Raw genomic sequence first — 22254 nt, 5'->3', positions numbered from 1 at the left:
TTTTGGCCCAGGCGAGGCTGCCACCCATTGCCGAACGCCCCCCGCACCAGCGCTACCACGCCGAGCGGGCGTGAGGTGACGCTGGTGCGGGGGGCTACCATTAGCTTTGCGCTCAGTTTTCTGAGGCCGGTTGCTCGCGCGCTAACCATTGGTTCAGATCGGTAGCGCCGGAAAAGTCCAGCAAGGCTTCGGCTAAGGCGAGGCGCTGGTGGTGGTCAAGGCGCTGTACCTGTACGATGGTCTCGGCGCTTAACGGCCCACAGCGGCGGGTCAGCAGTTTCACGAGCAGATTCAGCTCGGCCTCTTCGCGGCCCTCTTCGCGGCCCTCTTCGCGGCCCTCTTCGCGTAACTTCCGCATCATGGGTGTTTCGGGCATCCCGTAGTCACGGGTGATGATCTGTTCTGCCATAGCAGCAAGCTCCTCATCAGGACAGAGTAAGAGTAATTCGGCAAGCAGACGCGCCTGGGTTTCGCCTTCGGTGCCCTTCATCAATTGCTGGACGGCTTGGGTAAGGATCGGTTCCGGCTCCCGAATGCGGGTTTGTCCGATCAGGGCCAAGAGGGCAGGTCGCTGGAGCGCCAACAGAACCTCGGCATCCACCTGCCATAGCCGAATGACCTGGTAGCGCCACGCGAGTGCCGGTTGTCCGGTGTGGTTCACCCGCTCGTGGATCCCCGCATCACGTGCCCCGGCTCCACCTAGATACCATACCACACTCGTGATGGGCAGATCACGGTAGATCAGGGCCAAGCGGGTTTGATAGTCGAGCATGCGCGTAGGCATAGGCTTTTTGCTGCCTGGACCCTGGAACTCCAGGTGCAGAATTACCTCGTGACCAGTGTCGAGCGTCACAAACAGGACGAGGTCACTATCGAGCGGGTCGGGCTGGGCGGTCAATTCGCCCTGGCGGGTGGTGACGGCACGGACGGGTTGTTCAAGCAGCCACGCGGCGACATCGGGGGCCGCCAGGGCGACAAAACGCTTCAGGGGGTGATCGGTTTCTGCCATCGGTTGGGTCTTGCTTCCACTGGGCACGAAGACGCCGGTTTCTCCCAGGATAACAAGTCCAACCGATGGCGAGGGTAAGCGGATGGTAACGGTTTAGGGTTTGGATTGATCGCGTACGCCAGCGCATTTAGCGCCGGACGAGAGGGATGTAGACCCGCTGGAGGCTAGGGTCAGGCGTAGGCGAAGCACCAGGCGTAGGCGACGGGCCAGCCGTGGGCGTCGTACTTGCGGTGGGCGAGGTGGTGGGCGAGGCTGACGGGCCAGCGGTGGGTGAGGTGGTGGGCGAGGCTGACGGGCCAGCGGTGGGCGAGGTGGTGGGCGTGGCTGACGGGCCAGCGGTGGGCGAGGTGGTGGGCGTGACTGATGGGCCAGCGGTGGGCGAGGTGGTGGGCGTGGCTGACGGGCCAGCGGTGGGCGAGGTGGTGGGCGTGGCTGACGGCTCCGCGGTGGGTGAGGTGGTGGGCGTGGCTGACGGCTCCGCGGTGGGTGTAGGCGTAGGCGTGGGCGCAAGGGGATCACTGGCGCTGCGCTCGACCGCACCGATATCACAGGCTGGCCCAACCGGGCGGGCGATACCCCGTTGATCGGTGTCGGGGCAGGTGGCTCCCGCCGCGTCGAGCGCAGGACTATCATCGTAGGGCGGGTGGGTGAGCGTGGTGCTGCCGTAATCGCTGAGCGGGGCGAGGCGGGGATCAAGCGGAGCCTGGCGCGTGCCGCTCTGGTCTGAGGTGGCGTCAAATAGGCAGGTTCCATCGCCAACGAGATTGGAGCCGCCAGAGGTGAGACTGCCTGGGCGCGTGGCGGCATCACTAGGAAAACCGCAGTCGCGGTCGCCATTCGCGGCGATGATGTTGCCCGTCGCAGTGACTGCACTGCCACCCCAGTAGAAGCCGCCAACAAAGCGGGCACGGTTGTTTGTCAGGGTATTAAAGGCGAAACGGACCTCGTTGGGCGTGCTGGCGAAGGTCTCGATAGCGCCACCAAAGTCGGCACTGTTGCCACTAAAGGTAACATTTTCGATCACACTCTGACTGGTGGAGTTATTGGTGAGGAATGAGAGACCACCCCCGCCGCTGAGACTCCTGTTATGCACTAGCGCACTACGCTCGATACGCAAGTGCGCCGCCGGATCAGCTGAGAAACTGGAGAAGTAGACGCCGCCGCCGCGATTATCGGCAGTATTATCACGAATAACACTATCTACAATCTCTAGCGAACCGAGCGGATCGTAATCGAAGAAGCGGAACGAGAGTCTGCTGCCTATACCACCGCCATCTGTTTTCGCATGATTATTGCGGATGATGCTGCGCTCGATCCGCATCTGCCCATCGTTATGTACCCCGCCGCCGCGTCCGTCGGCGTGATTGTTCTCTACAATGACATCAATCAGGGTCACGTTGCCAAACTGATTGCTGAGCCCCCCGCCGTCAACCGTCGTTGTGCCATTGCGCAGAGTCAGATTGCGCAGGGTCACGCTGGTCTCGCGGGTAACGCGGATAATCTGATCCAGCCCCCCGCCATCAATGATCGTCTGATCTGGCCCAGCGCCTTCGATCGTCAGCGTATCGCTGAGCACCAGTGGCCCTGCCCCGTTCAGGCTGAGTTGGTACACCCCGGCGTTCAGTTCAAGGACGTTCGCGCCAGGCAGATCGTTGGTCAGGCTGACCGCTTCACGCAGCGCACAATCCTCACGCGTGCAGGTGCCGTTGTCATCGCTGGTTTTGGTGACAATGGAACCTGCCGTGCTGAAGGTGGGCGAAAGATCAAGGAAGATATTGTCGGTACACTTGACGCGCAGGTTGGCGGCGAGCATGGCTCGGTTGGGCAGGGTGACATTGGCACTGCCATCGTTGGGCGTGCTGGCGAGCAGCGTGGTGTAGCTGGCACCGGCATCCTCAGTGAGATCGATCTGTACATTCGCGCAGCTAATTGGCGCGAGGTTGGTGTTGGCAACATCCCAGGTCACACTGAGGCTCGCCCCTTGGGCGAAGCGCTCGCCCCCGGCAATACTCGTGATCTGGAAGGGGCCAGCGGCTGCGACCACCGTGAGCGCCGTGCTATCGAAGGCAAAGGCGCCCGCACCGGGTCGGTTATCGCGAGCGGTGAAGCGAAACGTGAGCGTGCGATTGGTCGTTGGCAGCGTTTCGCCGATGCTTTCCTGACCAGTCACAATGTCGAGGTAGCGCGGAAAGAGCCGGTTCGGATTTGCACTTGGCGGGAACGAACGGAAGATCGGGCGCGCACCGTCATCGCTCAGCGGCGGCGAGGCTGCCCCCAGGTCGTACTGCTCCCAGGTAAACGTGAGCGGATCGCCATCTGCATCGCTCGCCGTGCCGACCAGTTCAAACGGCGTGCGGGCCGGGATGGTGTAACTCGACCCTGCATCTACTACGGGCGGGGTGTTGCCGGTGGGCGTGAGTTGAACGCCGCAAGGCGTCACAAATGGCTGCACCAAAAAGCTCTGCATTTGGAGCAGACTAAGCAGATGGAAGTAGCTATCGGCGCCATTTTGGATGTTTTCAGGCGCACAGAGGCCGGGGTAGGCCATAATCGTCGAGCCGCTAGCTGCTTCATAAGCGGAAGTTGCACTACGATTCGGGCCAAATCCGCCATAATTCTGACCACAAAGCCCACTTGAGCTGTTGAATGTATGGCTTGCACCAAACTGATGCCCGATTTCATGAGCAAATGTTATTAACAGATTGGCTACGGTTGGCTGGCTTGAGCCACTATTAGCGATGGCTTTCTGATGCTGTGGGCCGCTACAATTTAGACCAAAGCCAATCCCGCCGCTCTCGGTGGTAAGCAAATGACCAATGTCGAAATTGGCTTGCCCTAGTCGATTCAGCATTTCAGTATTGTTGATCGTCGCCAACACTACCCGATCATCCCCTTCTGGATCATTGGGATAGGGATCGGTCGCCGGATCAAGAAAGAAGAGTTGATCGGTATTGGCGGCGAGCGTAAAGCGCACCGCCATGTCGCGCTCGAAGATTGCATTGGTCGCATTCACCAACGCAACGACTTCGGCCATGACACTCGCCGTCGTCCCCCCATGAAACTGGGCATACTCGCCGGTGGTGGCAATCGCCAGCCGATAGTCGCGGCGCATGCTGCCGTTACTGCCGCTCTGGGCAATGCTCAGCGCATCATGATCGTGATCGTCTTCAGGCTCAGGCAGCCATTCGATTGGCGGCAGATCGCTGGAGGCGAAGGCGATATGCAAGGTGCGATCCGGCCCGCCATACGGCGTCACGTAGCTGCTCGTTGTTGGCCCGATGATGAAGGCGTGATAGCCATTTTGGCTGCGGGTGAGGCGGGCAGTCACGCTGGGGTCGTCGCGCTGCTGCCCGAGGTAGGTGCGGATCTGCGGATAGCGGGCGGCAAGTTCGGGGGCCATGACCGGACTTTCCACCAGGGCAAAAGAAGCCACACTACCGTCGGGCAGGGGCAAATCGAGGATCGCGGCCCGCTCCCAGGCGCGGGGGCTGTCCTCGCGTGGCGCACGGTTGAGCACCGCATCGATCGGTTCTTCCACCGCAAGTAGCGTCACATAGCGCAGGGGATCATCGGCGGGCGGTTCGGCGGCGAGCACAGGGCCAGCGGGGATCTGCCAGAACGGTGAGGTTTGTCCCGTAGCAGAATGCGACAGCGCGGTTGGTTGCGCCGGTTGAGGCAGGCTAACGACGATCGTGATCAGGGCCGTGACGACCAGACTAGCGAGCAGCAAGCGTGCGAGCATGGGCTTCCCTTTCAGGCACAGAGCTTCAGGAACGGCTTTCTTGCTATGTTACGGCTGCCAATCAGTCGCGGTGAACGACGCAACGCAACCTTGTGCGGGAGCCATGCTCCCGCGTCATCCAACGGTCTCACGCGGGTCATCAGGGGGCGGATGCCAATCACCACGCATCCAAAGACGACGGGCACGCTTGATCGCACCATCATTATGCCAGTCATCATTCAGATCGAGACGCTGCATGGTTGCGCGCCCACTGGGCGTTATGCCGTTGAACCATGGTCTGGGTAATCAAGGGTGCATATCCCTTACTATTGTTTGCCGCTGCCGTAGCAGGGCTGGGGAACCATCCCTGCCCTTTGCTATCTGCGGGAGTTGCAGAGCCGTTTGCATCGCTCGTTGACCGTGGGTAGTTTCGTTAGCATGCTCATGCTATGCCATCACCCAGCCCTTGTCAATCAAACAGCGCACTTCCAGCAGGGCTGTTGCAAAGATACTGCTGGCATCGAGATTATGTCTATAAGATGCAGGAACACACCTTTCAGTGTATGATGGAGGTAAGAAACAACCATTCAAACCAAAAGGTGTGTTCGATGCAGGATAGCACCGTGCCCTTTACGCTCGTCGACTCGAACGAACCGTGTGTGATCGATGTGGGAGCGCTCTCTGCGGCAGTGTCGACCTTGACGGATCGGCGCAAGGCGCGTGGTCGTCGCTCTCCGCTCGCGCTGATCATGACCGTTGCCGTGCTGGCGAAATTGGCTGGGTAGAGCCGTGTCGAAGCGATTGCTGATTGGGCCAAGCTGCGTTGTCAGGAGTTGCAGCTGCTCTTTGCAACTCCCCGTGCGCAGATGCCCCATCACACGACGTGGAGCCGTATCCTCGGCATGGCGGTCGATGTGGAGGAATTGGAACAAGTTGTCTGCACCAAAGAGAACGAGATCGTCGCGGCCCCGGTTGTGTTGCGCCAACTGGCCTTGCAAGGCTGCCTGATCACCGGCGATGCCATGTTCACCCAACGGGCCTTGAGTGTCCAGATTGTGGAGGCGGGCGGGGATTATCTCTGGATGGTCAAGGACAACCAGCCCACGTTGCGCCAGGAGATTGAACGGTTGTTTGAACCGGCCTGCGTCAGCGCCGGCTGGTCGGCCCCGCCGGTCGATTTCACCACGGCCCGCATCGTAGAAAGCGGACATGGCCGGGTTGAGGAGCGGATTCTGACGACCAGGAGCATGCTGGCGGACGATAGTGGCTGGCCCTCTTTGGCCCAGGTGTTCAAACTGGAGTATTGGAGCAAAGATACGGTCACTGGGAAAGAAACAACCGTCGTGCGCTATGGGGTGACGAGTGCTCCCGTCGCGGTGCTGGATGCGAAGGCGTTGCTTGAGGCCACGCGCATCCACTGGGGAATCGAGACCGGTTTGCACAGCCGTCGTGATGGTAGCTTGGCGGAGGATAGCATGCGGACGCGCACCGGACAGGCCCCCCATGTGTGAGCGACACTCAACAATATCACCCTCAGCTTCTTGGGGCGTCAAGGGATCACCAATGTGGCGGAGGCGCAACGAGCGATAGCCTACCATCTTGATCGGTTCCTGCATCAGACCCTTGCGAACAAGCGTGTTGAAACTGGTACATAATGGACTTTGCAACCGCCATGGAAAAGTGTGAACACTTATTTCACATTTGTACAATAATAGTGTACAATACGGTTTTTCGCCCTCTTTTATCGCTCAAATTGAGGCAGATGCGGCCTCGCCTTCGCTTGCTTCGCTCGAGAAGATTGCCAGTGCCCTTGGAGTCACTCGCGGCCAACTCTTGAGCTCGCTGGAACATAACGCTGCGGACGGTTCTAGGAGATGCCTGCCTGATGTCTATGATGATCACCCCACCAACTGAGCAAACGCTTGCCGATCAGCAGTTGGTTTCCGAGACCGCCCGCCGTCGTACATTTGCGATTATTTCGCATCCTGATGCAGGCAAGACAACGCTAACCGAGAAGTTGCTGCTCTACGCGGGGGCCATCGATCTCGCCGGTTCGGTGCGAACCCGCAAGCACCAGCGCCATGCGACGTCTGACTGGATGGCGATGGAGCGTGAGCGTGGCATTTCGATTACGTCGACGGTGCTGGCGGTTGACTATGCCGGCTGTCGGATCAATTTGCTTGATACCCCCGGCCACCAGGATTTCAGCGAGGATACCTACCGTACGCTGATGGCGGTTGATAGTGCCGTTATGGTGCTCGATGCTGCGAAGGGGATTGAGGCACAGACGCGCAAGCTCTTTGAAGTCTGCCGCCGCCGGGGGGTGCCGATTCTGACCTTTATCAACAAGCTCGACCAACCAGGGCGCGAGCCGCTCGATCTGCTTGATGAGATCGAGCAGGTGCTGCAAATCGGTGCGACGCCACTCAACTGGCCGATTGGCTCGGGCGGCGATTTTCAGGGCGTCTACAACCTGTCTCGGCGTCAGGTGCTGCGTTTTACGCGTACCGCCCATGGTGCCCACCGTGCGCCGGTTCAGGTCGCTGATCTCGCTGATCCGGCCCTTGAGACCCTGATTGGCGATGCGGCTGCCCAGCGCCTGCGTGATGATGTTGCGTTGCTGGAAGGTGCCGGTGCAGCGTTTGATGAGGCAACCTTCCTCCGCGGTGAGGTGACGCCGGTCTGCTTTGGCAGTGCGCTGAACAACTTTGGGGTCGAGCCCTTCTTGCAGACGCTGGTTGAACTCGCCCCGCCGCCTGGGATGCGGATGAGTGACCGGGGGTTGATCGATCCGATTACCGAACCGTTCTCAGGCTTTGTCTTCAAGATTCAGGCCAACATGGATCCGCAGCATCGCGACCGTACCGCTTTTATCCGGATCTGTTCGGGTCGGTTTACCAAGGATATGCAGGTTCAGAACCCGCGCCTCGGGCGGAGCATCCGGCTCACCCGCCCGAGCCGCATGTTTGCCCGTGAGCGTGAGACCGTGATCGAGGCTTTTCCGGGCGATGTGATCGGCGTGACGAATCCCGGGGTCTTTGCCATTGGTGATACGCTCTGTGTCGGATCTCCCTTGACGTTCACCGCCATCCCGCGTTTTGCGCCCGAGTGTTTTGCCGTGCTGCAGAATCGCAGCCTCGCCAAACACAAGCAATTCCACAAGGGCCTTGAACAACTGGTTGAAGAAGGGGTTGTGCAGTTGCTCTATGACCCTGATGGCCTGCGGCGTGAGACAATTCTCGCTGCTGTCGGTGAGCTTCAGTTCGATGTGGTACAGGCTCGCATGGCTGCCGAGTACAATGTCGAGACCACCCTTGAGCCTTTGGCCTATACCGCTGCTCGCTGGCCGACCTGCTCACCCGAGGTGTTGTCTGAGACGAGGCTCTTTTCAACGATCCGTCAGATGCGCGATAGCAATGGCGATCCGGTGCTCCTCTTTGCCAACGAATGGGAGTTGGCCTATGTCGAGCGTGAGCGTCCCCAGTTACTGCTTCGTGTCCCTTAAAGCTTCCGGGAAGCTCAGCCTTACCCGCGTACGCGGGCGGTCGTTTCCCGAATCACGAGTTCGGTCGTGATGGAGGGAAGCGCGGGTGGTTCGTTGGCAAGCAGCCTCAGCAGCCCGCGGGCGGCTTGGCGGCCCTGCTCATGCATCGACTGACGGACGGTGGTGAGGGGCGGGGTGGTGTAGACCGAGCCGAGCAGATCATCAAAGCCGACGAGCGAAATATCATCGGGCACACGTAGCCCGCGCCGATAAAGGCCGAGCCTGATCCCGTAGGCCATCTGGTCGTTGGCGGCAAAGATCGCCGTGAAATGACTCCCCCGCGCCAGGAGCGTCTCAAGGGCAAGCAGGCCGCTCTGCTCGGTGAAGTTGCTCTCAACGATCAGTCGCTCATCCACGGCAAGCCCGGCTGAGGTAAGCGCCTCGGTATACCCGCGGTGCCGTTCGCGCGCATCAAGGTGCGACGGAATGCCACTGATGTGGGCGATGCGCCGATGACCGAGATCGATCAAATGGCGTACAGCCTGAAAAGAGCCGGAGGCATTCTCGACGCGGATGCACTGATCTTCAAGTCCATCAATGTGGCGCCCGACGGCAATCAACGGGATCTGCTTGTTGATCGCACGCAAATCGGTATCAGGATGATAGCCCCCCAGCACGATCAGGCCGTCGACCTGGCGGGCCAGCAGAATATCGAGCGCAGCCTGTTCATCGAGCGACTCCCAGTGACCACTCGCAAAGACCCCTTGGTACCCACTGCCCGCCAGTCCCTCTTCGATTCCCTGGGCGAGTTCGCCATAGAACTGGCTCATCATGCTCTGGGTCAGAATACCGATCACCATTGACTTGCCAAGGGCGAGCGCACGGGCTGTCAGGTTGGGCCGAAAGTTCAACTGCTCGATGGCGGCCAGCACAGCCGCACTCTTGGCCGGGTGAACTCGGCTGTTCCCGGTGAGTACCCGCGAAACCGTGCTTGGCGAGACGTGGGCGATCCGGGCGATATCACTGACGGTTGGTTGCTTTGACATAGGAACATGTCCTGTTTTTTGACGGCGGTTTCAAGAACCGCCGAGCACAACATACCCCCTATTCTACCATAGAAGCGGAAGATCGCCAATCCCGAGGCGCGTAATTTTGAAAGCGATTTCATATATTTGGACGTCTTAACACCTTGACATGACTCTTTTGACCTTGTATAATGAAATCGGTTTCAAGATAAGGGCCGACAGCGTAAGGGCTGCAATTTCGCATATTATACTGACATCTTTTGGCAAAAGAGGCCACCGTTACAAGGTTGTATCTCTGAAACCGCTTTCGTAATCAGGCAACGGGCCAATACCGGGCAACTGCTGCACCGGCAACGGCATCGTTGCAAGTCAATGGCGACGTGTCGCTCAAAGCTCTGGGAGGTTTCGTATGTCTAGATGGCGTTCAACGATGTTCGGCATGATCCTTGTCTTTGCGCTGCTCCTGTCGGCGTGTGGTGCCTCTTCTTCGTCCACCCCGGGCGGTCAGGGTACCGCCGGTTCGTCAACAACCCTTCGCGTGCTTGTCCATCAAAATCCCCCAATGGTCGCTTTTATGGAGGAGTTCAATAAGGCGTTTGAGGCAGCCAACCCTGGTGTCAAGGTTGACATGACCGTAGTTAACACGAACGAACTGAGCACAGTGACCCAGACCCGCCTGACGGCCAATGATGTTGATGTGATCGATATCTTTGGTTTCTCGAATCAGGCGCAACCCTACATGAGCAATGTGACGGCTCCCAACTGGCAGACGCTCATCGATGCCGGTCTGCTGCTCGATATCACTGATCAGCCGTTCGTCCAGAATTATGACGCGGTTTCGATCAGGGATGCGGGCACCTACAACGACAAGGTCTATCAGGTAAACCTGGGCCGTGTCTCGTACAGTGGCATCTACTACAACAAAGATCTCTTTGCCGCCAACAATGTTGCCGTACCCACCACCTGGGACGAGTTGGTGCTGGCGTGTGAGACCTTTACGCAGGCCAATGTTCCCTGTATGACGGCGGGTGGCAAAGATGGTTGGCCGATCTTCGTCGGTGCCTATGGTTTGATTGGTGCGTTGTTCCCCGATCAGGGCCAGCTCGTCGAAGGCCTCTGGACTGGGGCGCGAAGCTGGAACGATGCTGAGTCGATGGTGATGTGGGAGCGCATGCAGGTCTATGCCCAGCAGATGATGGAGTCAGGGGCGAGTGGCATCGCGGGCGATGCTGCGCCTGGTCGCTTTGCTTCGGGTGCGGTCGCGATGTTCCCCGGTGGTACTTGGTACGCTTCGGCGATCGAGTCGGCTGAGCCTGAGTTTGAGTGGGGCTATATTCCCTTCCCGGGCAGCAATGAGGTTGCTGATAACTCCTTCCTTTTTGGCAAGTATGACCAGGGCTGGGCGATTGCCGCCAAGAGCCCCAATACCGAGGCGGCCCTCGCGTATCTGGCAGCCTTCTCAGAGCCAGCCAACTATCAGGCCTTTATCAATGCGGTTGGCTTTATCCCCACGCAGCCCGGCGCCACGCTCGATACCTTCATCGGCTCGGAAGTGGCCCCCTATCTCGCGAACTTCCGCGTAGGGTTTGAGCAGTACTGGGTTGCCCCCAAGGGCGCTGGCGAGTATGCCAATCCGTTTGCTTCCTACTTCAAGCCTTTTGGTACCTTTGATGATCCTCAGGCGCTTGCCGATCGCGTGCAGTCCGATCTGCAGTCGGGCCTCGATAGCAATTAGGTGCAATACCTGGCAAAGAAGGCGGTTGTTTTGACGCAAAGGCGCAAAGGCGCAAGGGTTTTCGCGTAGGTACGTTCACCCTTCGCGCCTTCGCGTGAGCTTCTTTGAAAAGTAGTGCAACTAGGCGTTCAATGATGCTTCACGGTGGGTTGCCGTTCGTCAGGGCAAGGAGCCTTGCGGCAACCCGGGAGCGCGGGCGGCCCGCCCGCGCTCCCCGCCGGTTCATTAAGCTGAAGCATTACATTGGGCATATGCGGAGTGCCGACTGAAGTCGGCTGAGCCGGAAGCCGACTTCAGTCGGCACTATCCGGAACACTTCTTTCACACACTACTCAGCGTGGAGGTGTAGCTTGCATAACTATCACTTTGGACGTGGTCGGGCGAGGTGGGCGCCCTATTTGCTGTTACTGCCCGGCTTCTTCTTTTACGTCCTGATTATGCTCGGCCCTTCGCTGGCAACGGCGGTCTATTCGTTCACCGATGCCAGTGGCATCCAGGGGTCACAGCTCAACTGGATCGGTTTCGAGAATTATCGTGAGTTCCTCTTTATGGGCCAGGCTTCCATCGATAACTATGGGGCTCTCTGGCGCACGCTCGTCTTTTCGTTTTTTGTGACCACCATCCAGTTTAGTCTCGGGCTCTTCCTGGCGTTGTTGGTCAACCAGCGCCTGATTGGCGTCAATATCTTTCGGACGATCTTCTTTATGCCGGTGATCCTCGGCGCGGTGATCCAGGGTCTTATCTGGTCGCTCTTTCTCTATCCGCTCGGTGGCCCGCTCGCGACAATGCTTGCCCCCTTCGGCATTCGCTCCGAGTTCCTCGGTGGGCAGCCCTCGGTGGCAATCGCCTGGGTGATCTTTGTCCAGATCTGGGCCAATCTTGGCGTGACGATGATGATCTTCATCGCCGGTCTGCAGACGATCCCCAACGATCTCTATGAGAGTGCTCGTATTGATGGGGCGAGTGGCTGGCAAGCCTTCCGCCATGTGACCTGGCCGCTTTTGACCCCCAGTGTCAATACGAATCTGCTGCTCAATATCATCGGCTCGCTCCAGGCCTGGCAGTTGTTCCTGGTGCTCATCGGCTATCGCAATGGTACCCAGGTGCTCGGCTATCTGATCTTTGCCCAGGGCTTTGGTCAGACCTCAGGGAGTGTGACGAGTGCCTTTCGCCAGGGCTACGCGGCTTCAGCCTCGATTGTGCTCTTCTTTATCGTGTTGGCAATTGGTTTGCCGGTGCAGTATTTCCTCCAGCAGCGTGAAAAGAGGGTTCTCGGATGAGTACCATAACTAACCCTGAAACAAAGGCGCTTCCCGAGCAACGATCATTTCCGGTCAAACGCTTCAACTGGATCCGCTTTGTCTCGTATGTTATTCTCGGCCTCTTTGCCCTCGTCTACCTCGGGCCGTTGATGATGCTGGTCATTACGTCACTCAAGACGATGCCCGAGTTTATGAAGAGTGCGACGGCGCTGCCCTCTGGCTTGCACTTTCAGAATTTTATTGATGCCTGGCAGCGGGCCAACTTCCTGCGCTATATGACCAATACGCTGCTCTATACGGTCTCGGCGACGGTGGCCTATGTGGTGATGGCGGTCTTTGTCGCCTTCCCGATTTCCCGTGGCTATGTCAAGGGCGCGAGTTGGCTCCTTACGCTCTATGTCATTGCGCTCTTTTTGCCCGTCGCCCTGATTCCTCAGTTCCAACTGATGCTCAGCCTGGGTCTCTACAACAACCCGTTCGGCTATGTGATGCTCTTCCTGGTCAACCCGATTGGCATCGTGATCCTGGTCAACTATATCAAGACCCTGCCGATTGAATTGGACGAGGCGGCGGCAATGGATGGTTGCGGTTACTTCCGTTTTGTGACCTCAATTGTCTTTCCGTTGATCCAGCCGGCGATTGCGACGATCGCGGTGCTGCACGCCATCGGGATTTGGAATGAACTGATCTTGCCGACGATCTATTTGACCAACAAGGATTATTATCCGATCACCCGTGGCATGATTGTCTTCCAGGGCGTCTATGGTAGCGATTGGCCTACCCTCGCCGCGGCTGTGCTGATTATGACTTTGCCGATGTTGCTGCTCTTCCTTGTCCTGCAACGCTATATTGTTTCTGGCTTGACCGCAGGTGCCGTCAAGGGGTAAGGTTTTTCGCTGTGCGTGGCAGCGGCTTTGCCGCTGCCACGCACAGCGAGGTGTGAGGTGGCCGCGGCTTTGTCGCTGCCACGCACAGCGAGGTGTGAGGTGGCCGCGGCTTTGTCGCTGCCCATCCCACCGCGGAGTGAGGTGGCTTGTCGGCGTGAGTGACGGGCAGTGGCTTTGCCGTTGCCACGCACAGCGAGGTGTGAGGAGCTATGCATATGGTTGAGGTGCAGGGTGACTTTGTTGAGCGCGAAGGTCTTGCGTGTTACCGGATCAGCAACATCGATCAGATGCCTCCCTTTCTGATGAGTCTGGTCGGTGCGGCTGACCATTGGATGTTTGTGACGAGTAGCGGCGGGCTTACCGCTGGCCGCGTCAGTCCTGATACGGCGCTCTTTCCGTATGAGACGGTTGATCGACTCTATGATAGTCAGGCCCACACTGGCCCACTCACCGTTTTGGCCGTTACCCGTGCGGGTGATACCTATCTATGGGAGCCGCTGGTGCGCCGTGACCAGTACGATGATAAGGTTGTGCAGCATCTCTATAAGGATGCGTTGAGCACAACCCTGGTCTTTGAGGCGATCAATCACGCGCTCGGGCTTGCGTTTACGATGACCTGGCAGACTAGCCCGCGTTTTGGTTTTGTGCGTACGTGTCGCCTCCACGAACTGACCGGGGCACCATGTACGGTACGACTGCTTGATGGCCTGCAAAATATCCTCCCTCACGGGGTGACCAGGCTTACCCAATCACAGCTGAGCAATCTGCTCGACGCCTACAAGCGCACCGTGCTTGACCCGAGTGGCCTGGCGATCTTTGCGCTCAGTTCGACCCTCACGGATCTCGCCGAGGCGAGCGAGTCGCTCCGGGCGACGGTGACCTGGCAACACGGGTTGCCCAACGCGGTGACGCTGCTCTCTTCGGCGCAGGTCAGGGCCTTCCGCCGTAATGAGCCCCTCGTCCCCGAGCACGATGTGCGCGGCCAACGCGGCGCGTATCTCCTTGCCACGACAATTGAATTGGCCCCCGGTACGACCCATACGTGGCGTGTCGTTGCCGATGTTGCCCAAGATGCCGCTGCGGTCGCTGATCTTGCCCGTGCGCTGCGCGATGATCCCACGGGTCTCGTCGCTGACCTCGAGGCCGACATTGCCCGTAGCCGCGCTGAGGTCGAGGCGCTCGTCGCTGCCGCCGATGGCCTCCAACAGAGTGCCGATGCCATGACGATTGCCCACCATGCCGCCAATACCCTCTTTAACATTATGCGCGGCGGGGTCTTTGCCGATGGCTATCGTCTGGATGCTGATGATCTGCGTGCGTTTATGGCCGAGCGGAGCCCGCACCTGCTTGACCAGCACCGCGCCTTTTTTATGCATCTCCCCCGTCAGCTTGAGCTCCGTGACCTGCGGAGGAAGGCGACGGCCAGTGGTCTTCCCGATCTCGAACGCCTTTGCACCGAATATCTGCCCCTCACCTTCAGCCGTCGTCACGGCGATCCCAGTCGCCCGTGGAATCGTTTCAAGATCAATATCCGTACCCACGATGGACGCCGCCGCCTCACGTATGAGGGCAACTGGCGCGACCTCTTCCAGAACTGGGAACCACTCGGCTATGCCTTTCCGTCCTTCCTCGAAAGCATGGTTGCGCTCTTCCTCAATGCCACGACTGCTGATGGCTACAATCCGTATCGGCTCGCCCGGTCGGGAGTTGAATGGGAAGTGCCCGAGCCTGAGAATCCCTGGGCGAACATTGGCTATTGGAGCGACCACCAGATTATCTATCTGCTCAAACTGCTCGAAGCTACCGAGCGCTTCGAGCCGGGGCGGCTCAGTACGCTGCTCAACCGTCGCTGCTATAGCCATGTTGATGTGCCGTATCGCATCAAGCCGTATGCGGCGCTGCTTGCCGATCCAACCGATACGATTGTTTTTGACATGGAGCGTGAGCGCCTGATCGAGCAACGTGTGGCGGCCCGCGGTGCCGATGGCAAATTGCTCCCCGGCCCCGACGGACATGTCTTCCACGTGAGCTTGGCCGAAAAGTTGCTGGTGCTGCTGCTTGCCAAGCTCGTCAATTTCGTGCCTGAGGGCGGCATCTGGATGAATACCCAGCGCCCTGAATGGAACGATGCCAACAACGCCCTCGTCGGCAAGGGCCTCTCGGTGGTCACCCTCGCCTACCTGCGGCGCTACCTGATCTTTTGCCGCACCCTGTTTGCAAGTGGCCCTGGTGATCTCACCGTGACCGCCGAGGTGCGCTCGCTCTTCGATAGCGTCTTTAGCCTGTTAGAGTCGGCCTGTTTGTTGCTGCCTGCTGGCTTTGACGATACGAGCCGCCGCATCTTGATGGATGCGCTTGGCACTGTGGGCGAACATTACCGCGAAGGCCTCTATGCCTCTGGGCTGAGTGGCGCCTTCCGCCTGCTCTCACGCAGCACTGTCGTTGAGCGTCTCGAGCTTGCGCTTGCCTTTGTCGAACAGAGCCTGCGGGTCAATCGGCGCGATGACGGCCTTTATCATAGCTACAATCTCTTACGGCTTGAGGGGGATCGTGCGTCGATCGGTCGGCTCGGCGAAATGCTGGAAGGCCAGGTCGCGATCCTTTCGTCGGGCCTGCTGAGTGCTGAAGCGAGTCTGGCACTGCTCGCAACGCTGCGCACCAGTGCCCTCTATCGACCAGACCAGCAGAGCTACATGCTCTACCCGAATCGCGATCTACCCGGTTTTCTGCAGAAGAACCATGTCGCGGCCACGCATGTGCAGGATCTCGGGCTTGTTGCCGCGCTCGAAGCCACCGGTGACCGCCGACTGCTTGTGCGCGATGCCAACGGTGATTACCACTTTGGCGGCGATCTCCGCAACCTCCGCGATCTACAGGCGCTCTTTGACGAACTGAGTCGCGACGCACGCTTTGCCCCCGCCGTTGCCACCGATGGCCCCAGACTGGCCGCGCTCTTTGAAGAGGTCTTTCGTCACAGCGAATTCACCGGACGCTCGGGCAGTTTCTTTGCCTACGAGGGTCTCGGCAGCATCTACTGGCACATGGTTGCCAAGTTGTTGCTGGCCGTGCAAGAGACGCATGCGCGTGCCATCGCCGAGGGTGCTGATGCTGCGACCATCAACGGGCTTGCCGAAGCGTACCACAGCGTACGGGCGGGGCTCGGCTTCTGCAAAGATCCGGCCACCTACGGGGCTTTTCCGTTCGATCCCTATTCGCATACCCCGCTTGGCCGTGGGGCGCAGCAGCCGGGCATGACCGGTCAGGTCAAAGAGGAACTGCTCACGCGGATGGGTGAACTCGGCCTGGTGGTTGAGGGTGGTCGCCTCACCTTTCGCCCGAGCCTCCTCGATCCCGCCGAGTGGGGGCGTGCAGCGAGCGTCTTCAACTACCTTGATGTCGCCGGCCAGCGTTGCACCCTGAGCCTCCCGGCGGATGCGCTCGCCTTCACTTTCTGCCAGGTGCCGGTGGTCTACCAGCGTGGCGACACGCCACAGATCACGCTGCACCTCACCGACGGCACCACACAGACGATACCTGGAGACACCCTGGATCTCGCGACGAGTCGCAGCATCTTCGAGCGCACCGGGAAGATCGAGGCCGTCACCGTCATCCAACCTTAGGGCAAACTAGCAAAACCGAACGGCCCGCTCGTCCTGCAAGGACGAGCGGGCCGTTCGGTGCTTGTCACCATCTCTACCAGTAGAAGGCAAAGACAAAGACGAACAACATAAACGTCAGGGCACCGGCCAGGGTATACATCAAGACCGTAGGCCCAACTTCCGAACTTCCACTCCACTCAGGCTTCATCGAGACCTCCTTCCACGTCAGCGAGGTGACGCTCCACGCAACCATTGTGCTTGTCGCGCCCCTCGCTATGAACCGTCGCTACTGACGCCCATCAAGACAGGCGTCAGCAGAGAGCCACTTATTTATCGCGCTTGGCATCGCCAATCGCGGCTTGCGCCGCTGCGAGGCGGGCAATCGGCACCCGGTAGGGTGAGCAACTGACATAGTTGAGGCCAACCTGGTGGAAGAAGACGACCGAAGCCGGATCGCCTCCATGTTCACCACAGATACCGACCTTCAGATTGGGCCGGGTGCTCCGTCCGCGCTCGGTTCCCATCTGGACAAGTTGACCAACGCCACGCTGATCAATCGTCTGGAAGGGATCGTCGGCCATAATCTTACGCTCGACGTAGAGGGGCAAGAAGCGTCCAGCGTCGTCACGTGAGAGCCCGAGGGCCGTCTGCGTGAGGTCGTTGGTTCCGAAGCTAAAGAACTCGGCGACACCGGCGATCTCATCGGCGGTCAGAGCTGCCCGAGGCAACTCGATCATCGTGCCCACCAGATACGGGATCTCGATGCCCGCCTCGGCAAAGACCTCGGCGGCGACCTTGCGTACCAGTTCTTCTTGCGGCTTGAGCTCGCTGAGATGGCCGACCAACGGGATCATCACCTCGGGATGCACATCAACGCCTTCGCGTTTCACCGCGACGGCGGCCTTGAAGATCGCCCGTGCCTGCATCTCAGTAATCTCAGGATAGATAATCCCAAGGCGGCACCCGCGGAACCCGAGCATCGGATTGGCCTCGCGGAGACTCTCGACCTTGATTTTCACCCGCCTGGGATCGGCCCCAAATTTGGCAGCGAGGGCCTCGATCTCGTGATCGTCGTGAGGCAAGAACTCGTGCAGCGGCGGGTCAAGCGTACGAATAGTGACGGGCAACCCGTCCATCGCCCGGAAGAGCCCTTCAAAGTCACTCTGCTGCAAGGGTTCGATCTTGGCCAAGGCGGCGCGGCGCTCTTCAACCGTATCAGCCAGGATCATCTCGCGCACGGCATCAATGCGGTCGCCCTCAAAAAACATGTGCTCGGTGCGGCAGAGCCCGATACCCTCGGCCCCAAACTGGCGGGCAACCTCGGCATCGTTAGGCACATCGGCATTGGCGCGTACGCCCATCGTCCGGATCTCATCAGCCCAACTCATCAACTCGGCAAAGTCTTCGGACAATTCAGGTTCGACGGTTGGCATCGCCCCGGCAAAGATCTCGCCGGTGCCACCATCGAGGGTGACCCAATCGCCCTTGCGGATCGTCACGCTCCCGACCGAGACCGACTGATCGGCGTAACTGACGCGCAGTTCACCGGCACCAGCCACACACGGCTTGCCCATCCCACGGGCGACCACCGCAGCGTGCGACGTCATGCCACCGCGGGCGGTCAGAATCGCCTGCGCGGCCACCATGCCGTGGAAATCTTCGGGGGCCGTCTCGACCCGGATCAGCACCACCTTCTCGCCTGTATTTGCCAGCAATTCGGCCTCATCGGGATCAAAGACCGCCTTGCCACTCGCCGCGCCGGGTGAGGCAGGCAGACCAGTGGTCAGCACCGTCGCCGTCTTGCGGGCCTCGGGATCAATCATCGGGTGGAGCAACTGATCGAGCGCGTGCGGGTCAACCCGTTGCACCGCCGTCGCCTTATCAATGACGCCCTCGTGGGCGAGATCGACCGCGATCTTGACCGCAGCGGCCCCGGTGCGCTTGCCAGCGCGCGTCTGCAACATCCAGAGCTTGCCGCGCTCGATGGTAAATTCGACATCCTGCACGTCATGGTAGTGCTGCTCGAGTTGCTTGGCAATCGTCGCAAACTCGGCATAGACCTCAGGCATCGTCTCTTGCAACCGGCTAATCGGCTGTGGGGTCCGCACACCGGCGACCACATCCTCGCCCTGGGCATTGACCAGGTATTCACCGAAAATCGCCGAGTCGCCCGTACTGGGGTTCCGCGTAAACGCAACGCCAGTGGCCGAGTCGTTGCCCATGTTCCCAAAGACCATCGACTGCACATTGACGCCGGTGCCGAGGCTATCCGCGATCTTATTGATGCGCCGATAATCGCGGGCGCGTCGGCCATTCCACGAGCGGAAGACCGCGGCAATCGCTTCGCGCAACTGTTCGTACGGATCCTCGGGGAATTCGACGCCTGCTTCTTCGCGGATAATGCCCTTGAACGTCTCGGCGATCTTGGTCAACTCTTCCGCCGAAAGATCGGTGTCCTGGCGCTGACCATGGCCTTTCGCCTCGTCCAACACATGCTCAAAACGCTCGCCATCGACCCCGAGCACAATCTTGCCAAAGAGTTGCACAAAACGGCGGTAGGCATCGGCGGCAAAGCGTGGGTTATCGGTCAGTTGCGCTAACCCTTCACGCGTCGCTTGGTTGAGCCCCAGGTTGAGCACGGTGTCCATCATGCCCGGCATGGAAAACTTGGCCCCGGAACGGACAGCCACGAGAAGGGGGTTGGCGGGATCGCCAAATGTCTTGCCTGTCTGTACCTCAAGGTCTTTCATTGCGGCAATGACCTGATCCCACAGACCCTCAGGAAATTGCTGTCCAACATCGTAATACGTGTTACAAGCCTCAGTCGTGATGGTAAACCCTGGTGGCACTGGCACACCGGTGCGGGTCATTTCGGCTACACCTGCACCTTTGCCGCCAAGAAGATCCCGCATCGTCGCGTCACCCTCACGAAAGAGGTAGACCCATTTCTTGCTCATAGAGCCTCCTGCTCCTGATGGCGTAGTCTTGAAAACCATCTCAAACTATAACGCCCTGATCGCCAAATGTCAAAAGATTTATGGCACGAAACCGGGATTTGTGACATATTCCCCATCTGGCGACGGGTGTAGATCGTTGCCGGGAGGTGTCGCCAGCGAAGCCGCCCACACCTCCCGGCAACGTACGTCTCACGTCACAGGACAGCAGGCGCACCTGGGGGGGCTGTCATGGTGTGTTGCATGATCCAGGTGGTGAGCACGTGATCACGGGGGTCGTGGGTCGTCGTGGCAAGCCTCGTCAGGGCATCAAGATCCTCGCTGGTTGCTTGCAAGGCCAGGCCATTGCGACTGAGAAAGAGCCGCATCGCCTCGCCAGCGATGCGTTTGTTGCCGTCACGAAAGGGGTGATTCGCAATCAGTAGAAAGACGAGGGCGGCAGCCTTGTCAGCGAGACTGGGAAACGATTCTTGCCCAAAGGCGGATTGAAAGGGTGTCGTCAGCGCCGAGAGTAACCCCGAGGGGTTGACGATCTCGAAACGCCATGGATCATCGACGGCAATACGGTCACGAATATCTACCAGATCACCCAGTGTAATATGGTTGGTCATGCGTTTGTCACCATCAGATGTTCACGTACCCAGGCAATGACCTCGGCACGTGCGCGATGTTCAGCTGCCTCAATCGCCAGGGTATACATCTCGTCGTTACTCGCGGTGAGACGCGCCCCATTTAGCGTTGCCATCAGGTCAAGCGCCACAACAGCAACTCGTTTATTCCCATCCGAAAAGGGATGCCCGCGAATAAGCGCATAGGCCAACGCCCCGATCTTGCTCGCCAGATCAGGATATAAATCGATCTCAAACATGCTTTGTTGCGGCGTCGCGGCGGCAGCTTGCAGACGGGCAAAGCCCGCCTCGGTAATGCCGGGCATCCCGCCAAACTGCTCGATCAGCGCTTGATGGATAATGAGGAGGTCGGTTGCGTCCAGATAGTGCATAGGTGTCAGGTCAGGTTCATCAGCGCTTCACGATATTTTGCCATCGTGATGCGCAGGCGGGCGAGCAATTCCGGGCTTGCTTCAGGTAATGGGCGCAGCAACACGCGCCCATCGCTGAGCCGTTCAAGCGAGACCGCAAACGCGGTTGGCGGAGCCTGTTCCAGCCAGGTGCGCAAGGCTGCGCACAGTTCGTATTCTTCAAGCAGCAGATCGTCCATAGTACCTTAAAAGCGGGCCGCGACACGCAAGGCTGCGCGCAGACGGCGATGGTATTCATGACGTGAGATCTCGATGGTACCGAATTGTAGCATATGGTCGCCCACAATGTACTGCGAATCGAGCAAAACAAAGCCCCCGGCATGCAGCCGTTCGACCAAATGCACCAGCGCCACTTTGCTCGCATCACGCTCGTAGTGAAACATGCTCTCGCCCGCAAAGAGGCCGCCAACGGCGACCCCGTACAGCCCCCCGACAAGTTGGTTGTTACGCCAGCATTCGACGCTGTGCGCAAAGCCGAGTTGCTGCAACACGGTGTAGGCCTCGATCATCTCGTCGCTAATCCAGGTCTGCTCGCGGCCCGGGGCTGGTTCGGCACAGGCCCGCATCACGTCGCGAAAGGCCGTGTCGTACCGCACCTCAAAGCGCCCGCTGCGTATGGTTCGCGCCAGTCGTCGCGGTACGACAAACCCGTCCAGGGGGATAATGGCTCGGGTTCTGGGTTCGTACCAGCCAATGGCACCGTCTTCATCCGCCATCGGAAAGATGCCCTGGCTATACGCCGCGATCAGCATGTCAGGCGTTAAGCGTGTCACCGCCGACCCTCGCCACGCCTCTCTTCAGTCTGCTTGAGCCCTCTGGTGATAATCTGTCCCCCCCAGATGAGCAAGAGCAACGTGCTCGCCAGGCCGGCCGTGATCGTCCAGTCGGCCCCGTTCAGCACCAGCGCCAGCCAGAGTGGCGCCCCCAACACACCGTAGATCAGCAGACTCAAGCCCAGGATCGCTGGAAGTAACGCGATGAGCATGCTTGACCACGCAAAACGCTGCACGACCAGCAACAGGTAGAGCAGACCGTAGCTGATCATGCTCGCCATCATTGCCGCGAGAACCGACGTACTGAACCCGAGTGGCAGTTCGCCGTTGCTTGCGTAGCTCCAGAACCCGAGGCGCATACCAACCACTTCGATGAGCAGGTGGTAGAGCAGAAAGACCAGATAGGTGAGGAGACCGGTGAACTGGCCCGGGAACCACCAGCGGAATCGGTAGAGCGTAAAGACCGCTAGAGCCGGTAGGGGGATTAACCAGGCGCTACTTAACATAATACCTAAAGGAACAGGTTCAGCGGCCAGGATTTGAACCGTCACCACATCAAGGCGATACTCAAGACCATACACAGCGCTCCAGAGGGGGATAGCCAGGGCGCTCACATGACCGGCGAGCAGCGTAAAGAGGTAGATGGGCGTGCGTTGCGTCCAACTGAAAGAGCCGATGGCTGCATACCAGATCAGCAACAGGAGAATCGTTAGAAATTCGCTCATAAGCCGTTGCGACAGGTCAGGTTGAGTCCCACCCTGGTAAA

The 22254-nt window shown here is 59.3% G+C and carries 18 protein-coding genes; 8 read left to right on the top strand and 10 right to left on the bottom strand.

Annotated elements, in window-relative coordinates; genetic code table 11:
- Positions 1-112: 112 nt before the first annotated feature.
- The 3 genes from A9Q02_RS09530 to A9Q02_RS25055 all read right to left on the bottom strand — a co-directional run bounded on the left by A9Q02_RS09530 (position 113) and on the right by A9Q02_RS25055 (position 4988).
- On the bottom strand, positions 113-1009 hold the full coding sequence (locus A9Q02_RS09530) for a DUF4351 domain-containing protein (RefSeq protein ID WP_097652338.1): 897 nt from the start codon (positions 1007-1009) through the stop codon (positions 113-115).
- Between the two features lie 127 nt (positions 1010-1136).
- Positions 1137-4751 (bottom strand): reprolysin-like metallopeptidase, encoded by a 3615-nt coding sequence (locus A9Q02_RS09525; RefSeq protein WP_097652336.1) that lies wholly within the window; start codon positions 4749-4751, stop codon positions 1137-1139.
- A 114-nt stretch (positions 4752-4865) separates the two neighbouring features.
- Complete coding sequence (locus A9Q02_RS25055; protein ID WP_281256888.1) at positions 4866-4988, bottom strand: hypothetical protein; 123 nt, start codon at positions 4986-4988, stop codon at positions 4866-4868.
- A 350-nt stretch (positions 4989-5338) separates the two neighbouring features.
- Here A9Q02_RS25055 and A9Q02_RS23670 point away from each other — a divergent pair, with 350 nt between their 5' ends.
- From A9Q02_RS23670 to A9Q02_RS09510, 4 genes are all read left to right on the top strand, one after another.
- The gene (locus A9Q02_RS23670; RefSeq protein ID WP_141508805.1) at positions 5339-5515 is read left to right on the top strand and encodes a transposase family protein; all 177 of its coding nucleotides are present in this window, start codon (positions 5339-5341) and stop codon (positions 5513-5515) included.
- A 48-nt stretch (positions 5516-5563) separates the two neighbouring features.
- Positions 5564-6241 carry an ISAs1 family transposase gene (locus A9Q02_RS09515; RefSeq protein ID WP_097652334.1) on the top strand — a complete coding sequence of 226 codons (678 nt, stop codon included), beginning with the start codon at positions 5564-5566 and terminating at the stop codon, positions 6239-6241.
- Positions 6242-6431: 190 nt separating this feature from the next.
- On the top strand, positions 6432-6644 hold the full coding sequence (locus tag A9Q02_RS25185) for a helix-turn-helix domain-containing protein (RefSeq protein WP_216361489.1): 213 nt from the start codon (positions 6432-6434) through the stop codon (positions 6642-6644).
- A complete protein-coding gene (locus A9Q02_RS09510) occupies positions 6616-8235 on the top strand; it encodes a peptide chain release factor 3 (RefSeq protein WP_245860480.1) in 1620 nt (539 codons plus the stop codon). The genes A9Q02_RS25185 and A9Q02_RS09510 overlap by 29 nt, the downstream gene beginning before the upstream one ends.
- A gap of 20 nt (positions 8236-8255) precedes the next feature.
- Here A9Q02_RS09510 and A9Q02_RS09505 read toward each other — a convergent pair whose 3' ends face one another.
- Positions 8256-9260: a substrate-binding domain-containing protein gene (locus A9Q02_RS09505; RefSeq protein ID WP_097652332.1), complete on the bottom strand. Its 1005-nt coding sequence runs from the start codon at positions 9258-9260 to the stop codon at positions 8256-8258.
- A 388-nt stretch (positions 9261-9648) separates the two neighbouring features.
- Between A9Q02_RS09505 and A9Q02_RS09500 the strand changes: the two genes are divergently transcribed.
- The 4 genes from A9Q02_RS09500 (at position 9649) to A9Q02_RS09485 (ending at position 16743) form a co-directional block, all read left to right on the top strand.
- The gene (locus A9Q02_RS09500) at positions 9649-10974 is read left to right on the top strand and encodes an ABC transporter substrate-binding protein (protein WP_097652330.1); all 1326 of its coding nucleotides are present in this window, start codon (positions 9649-9651) and stop codon (positions 10972-10974) included.
- Positions 10975-11324: 350 nt separating this feature from the next.
- Positions 11325-12254 carry a carbohydrate ABC transporter permease gene (locus A9Q02_RS09495; RefSeq protein ID WP_097652328.1) on the top strand — a complete coding sequence of 310 codons (930 nt, stop codon included), beginning with the start codon at positions 11325-11327 and terminating at the stop codon, positions 12252-12254.
- On the top strand, positions 12251-13123 hold the full coding sequence (locus A9Q02_RS09490) for a carbohydrate ABC transporter permease (RefSeq protein ID WP_097652326.1): 873 nt from the start codon (positions 12251-12253) through the stop codon (positions 13121-13123). The genes A9Q02_RS09495 and A9Q02_RS09490 overlap by 4 nt, the downstream gene beginning before the upstream one ends.
- 215 nt (positions 13124-13338) lie before the next feature.
- Positions 13339-16743, top strand: coding sequence for a hypothetical protein (locus A9Q02_RS09485; RefSeq protein ID WP_097652324.1), 3405 nt, complete (start codon positions 13339-13341; stop codon positions 16741-16743).
- Positions 16744-17048: 305 nt separating this feature from the next.
- Here A9Q02_RS09485 and ppdK read toward each other — a convergent pair whose 3' ends face one another.
- The 6 genes from ppdK to A9Q02_RS09455 all read right to left on the bottom strand — a co-directional run bounded on the left by ppdK (position 17049) and on the right by A9Q02_RS09455 (position 22213).
- Entirely contained in the window at positions 17049-19679 is a 2631-nt protein-coding gene (gene ppdK, locus A9Q02_RS09480; RefSeq protein ID WP_097652323.1) for a pyruvate, phosphate dikinase, read from the bottom strand.
- Between the two features lie 194 nt (positions 19680-19873).
- Positions 19874-20287: a type II toxin-antitoxin system death-on-curing family toxin gene (locus A9Q02_RS09475; RefSeq protein ID WP_097652321.1), complete on the bottom strand. Its 414-nt coding sequence runs from the start codon at positions 20285-20287 to the stop codon at positions 19874-19876.
- Positions 20284-20676, bottom strand: coding sequence for a type II toxin-antitoxin system death-on-curing family toxin (locus tag A9Q02_RS09470; RefSeq protein ID WP_097652319.1), 393 nt, complete (start codon positions 20674-20676; stop codon positions 20284-20286). The genes A9Q02_RS09475 and A9Q02_RS09470 overlap by 4 nt, the downstream gene beginning before the upstream one ends.
- A 5-nt stretch (positions 20677-20681) precedes the next feature.
- On the bottom strand, positions 20682-20894 hold the full coding sequence (locus A9Q02_RS09465; RefSeq protein ID WP_097652317.1) for a hypothetical protein: 213 nt from the start codon (positions 20892-20894) through the stop codon (positions 20682-20684).
- 6 nt (positions 20895-20900) lie between these two features.
- Positions 20901-21488, bottom strand: coding sequence for a leucyl/phenylalanyl-tRNA--protein transferase (gene aat, locus A9Q02_RS09460; protein WP_245860479.1), 588 nt, complete (start codon positions 21486-21488; stop codon positions 20901-20903).
- On the bottom strand, positions 21485-22213 hold the full coding sequence (locus A9Q02_RS09455) for a hypothetical protein (RefSeq protein WP_097652313.1): 729 nt from the start codon (positions 22211-22213) through the stop codon (positions 21485-21487). Before A9Q02_RS09455 ends, aat begins: the two co-directional genes overlap by 4 nt.
- Positions 22214-22254 lie beyond the last annotated feature (41 nt).

Source organism: Candidatus Chloroploca asiatica (assembly GCF_002532075.1).
Taxonomy (GTDB): Bacteria; Chloroflexota; Chloroflexia; order Chloroflexales; family Chloroflexaceae; genus Chloroploca; species Chloroploca asiatica.
The sequence above is the reverse complement of the archived record's forward strand: the minus strand, read 5'-3'. Positions and strand labels throughout refer to the sequence as shown.

What these genes read in the sequence shown, in the direction of transcription:
- A9Q02_RS09455 (WP_097652313.1), bottom strand. Translation starts at nt 22,213, where the DNA reads ATGAGCGAATTTCTAACGATTCTCCTGTTGCTGATCTGGTATGCAGCC.
- A9Q02_RS09510 (WP_245860480.1), top strand. Translation starts at nt 6,616, where the DNA reads ATGTCTATGATGATCACCCCACCAACTGAGCAAACGCTTGCCGATCAG.
- A9Q02_RS09505 (WP_097652332.1), bottom strand. Translation starts at nt 9,260, where the DNA reads ATGTCAAAGCAACCAACCGTCAGTGATATCGCCCGGATCGCCCACGTC.
- A9Q02_RS09530 (WP_097652338.1), bottom strand. Translation starts at nt 1,009, where the DNA reads ATGGCAGAAACCGATCACCCCCTGAAGCGTTTTGTCGCCCTGGCGGCC.
- A9Q02_RS23670 (WP_141508805.1), top strand. Translation starts at nt 5,339, where the DNA reads ATGCAGGATAGCACCGTGCCCTTTACGCTCGTCGACTCGAACGAACCG.
- A9Q02_RS25055 (WP_281256888.1), bottom strand. Translation starts at nt 4,988, where the DNA reads ATGCAGCGTCTCGATCTGAATGATGACTGGCATAATGATGGTGCGATC.
- A9Q02_RS09470 (WP_097652319.1), bottom strand. Translation starts at nt 20,676, where the DNA reads ATGCACTATCTGGACGCAACCGACCTCCTCATTATCCATCAAGCGCTG.
- ppdK (WP_097652323.1), bottom strand. Translation starts at nt 19,679, where the DNA reads ATGAGCAAGAAATGGGTCTACCTCTTTCGTGAGGGTGACGCGACGATG.
- A9Q02_RS09525 (WP_097652336.1), bottom strand. Translation starts at nt 4,751, where the DNA reads ATGCTCGCACGCTTGCTGCTCGCTAGTCTGGTCGTCACGGCCCTGATC.
- A9Q02_RS09490 (WP_097652326.1), top strand. Translation starts at nt 12,251, where the DNA reads ATGAGTACCATAACTAACCCTGAAACAAAGGCGCTTCCCGAGCAACGA.
- A9Q02_RS09475 (WP_097652321.1), bottom strand. Translation starts at nt 20,287, where the DNA reads ATGACCAACCATATTACACTGGGTGATCTGGTAGATATTCGTGACCGT.
- A9Q02_RS09500 (WP_097652330.1), top strand. Translation starts at nt 9,649, where the DNA reads ATGTCTAGATGGCGTTCAACGATGTTCGGCATGATCCTTGTCTTTGCG.
- A9Q02_RS09465 (WP_097652317.1), bottom strand. Translation starts at nt 20,894, where the DNA reads ATGGACGATCTGCTGCTTGAAGAATACGAACTGTGCGCAGCCTTGCGC.
- A9Q02_RS09485 (WP_097652324.1), top strand. Translation starts at nt 13,339, where the DNA reads ATGGTTGAGGTGCAGGGTGACTTTGTTGAGCGCGAAGGTCTTGCGTGT.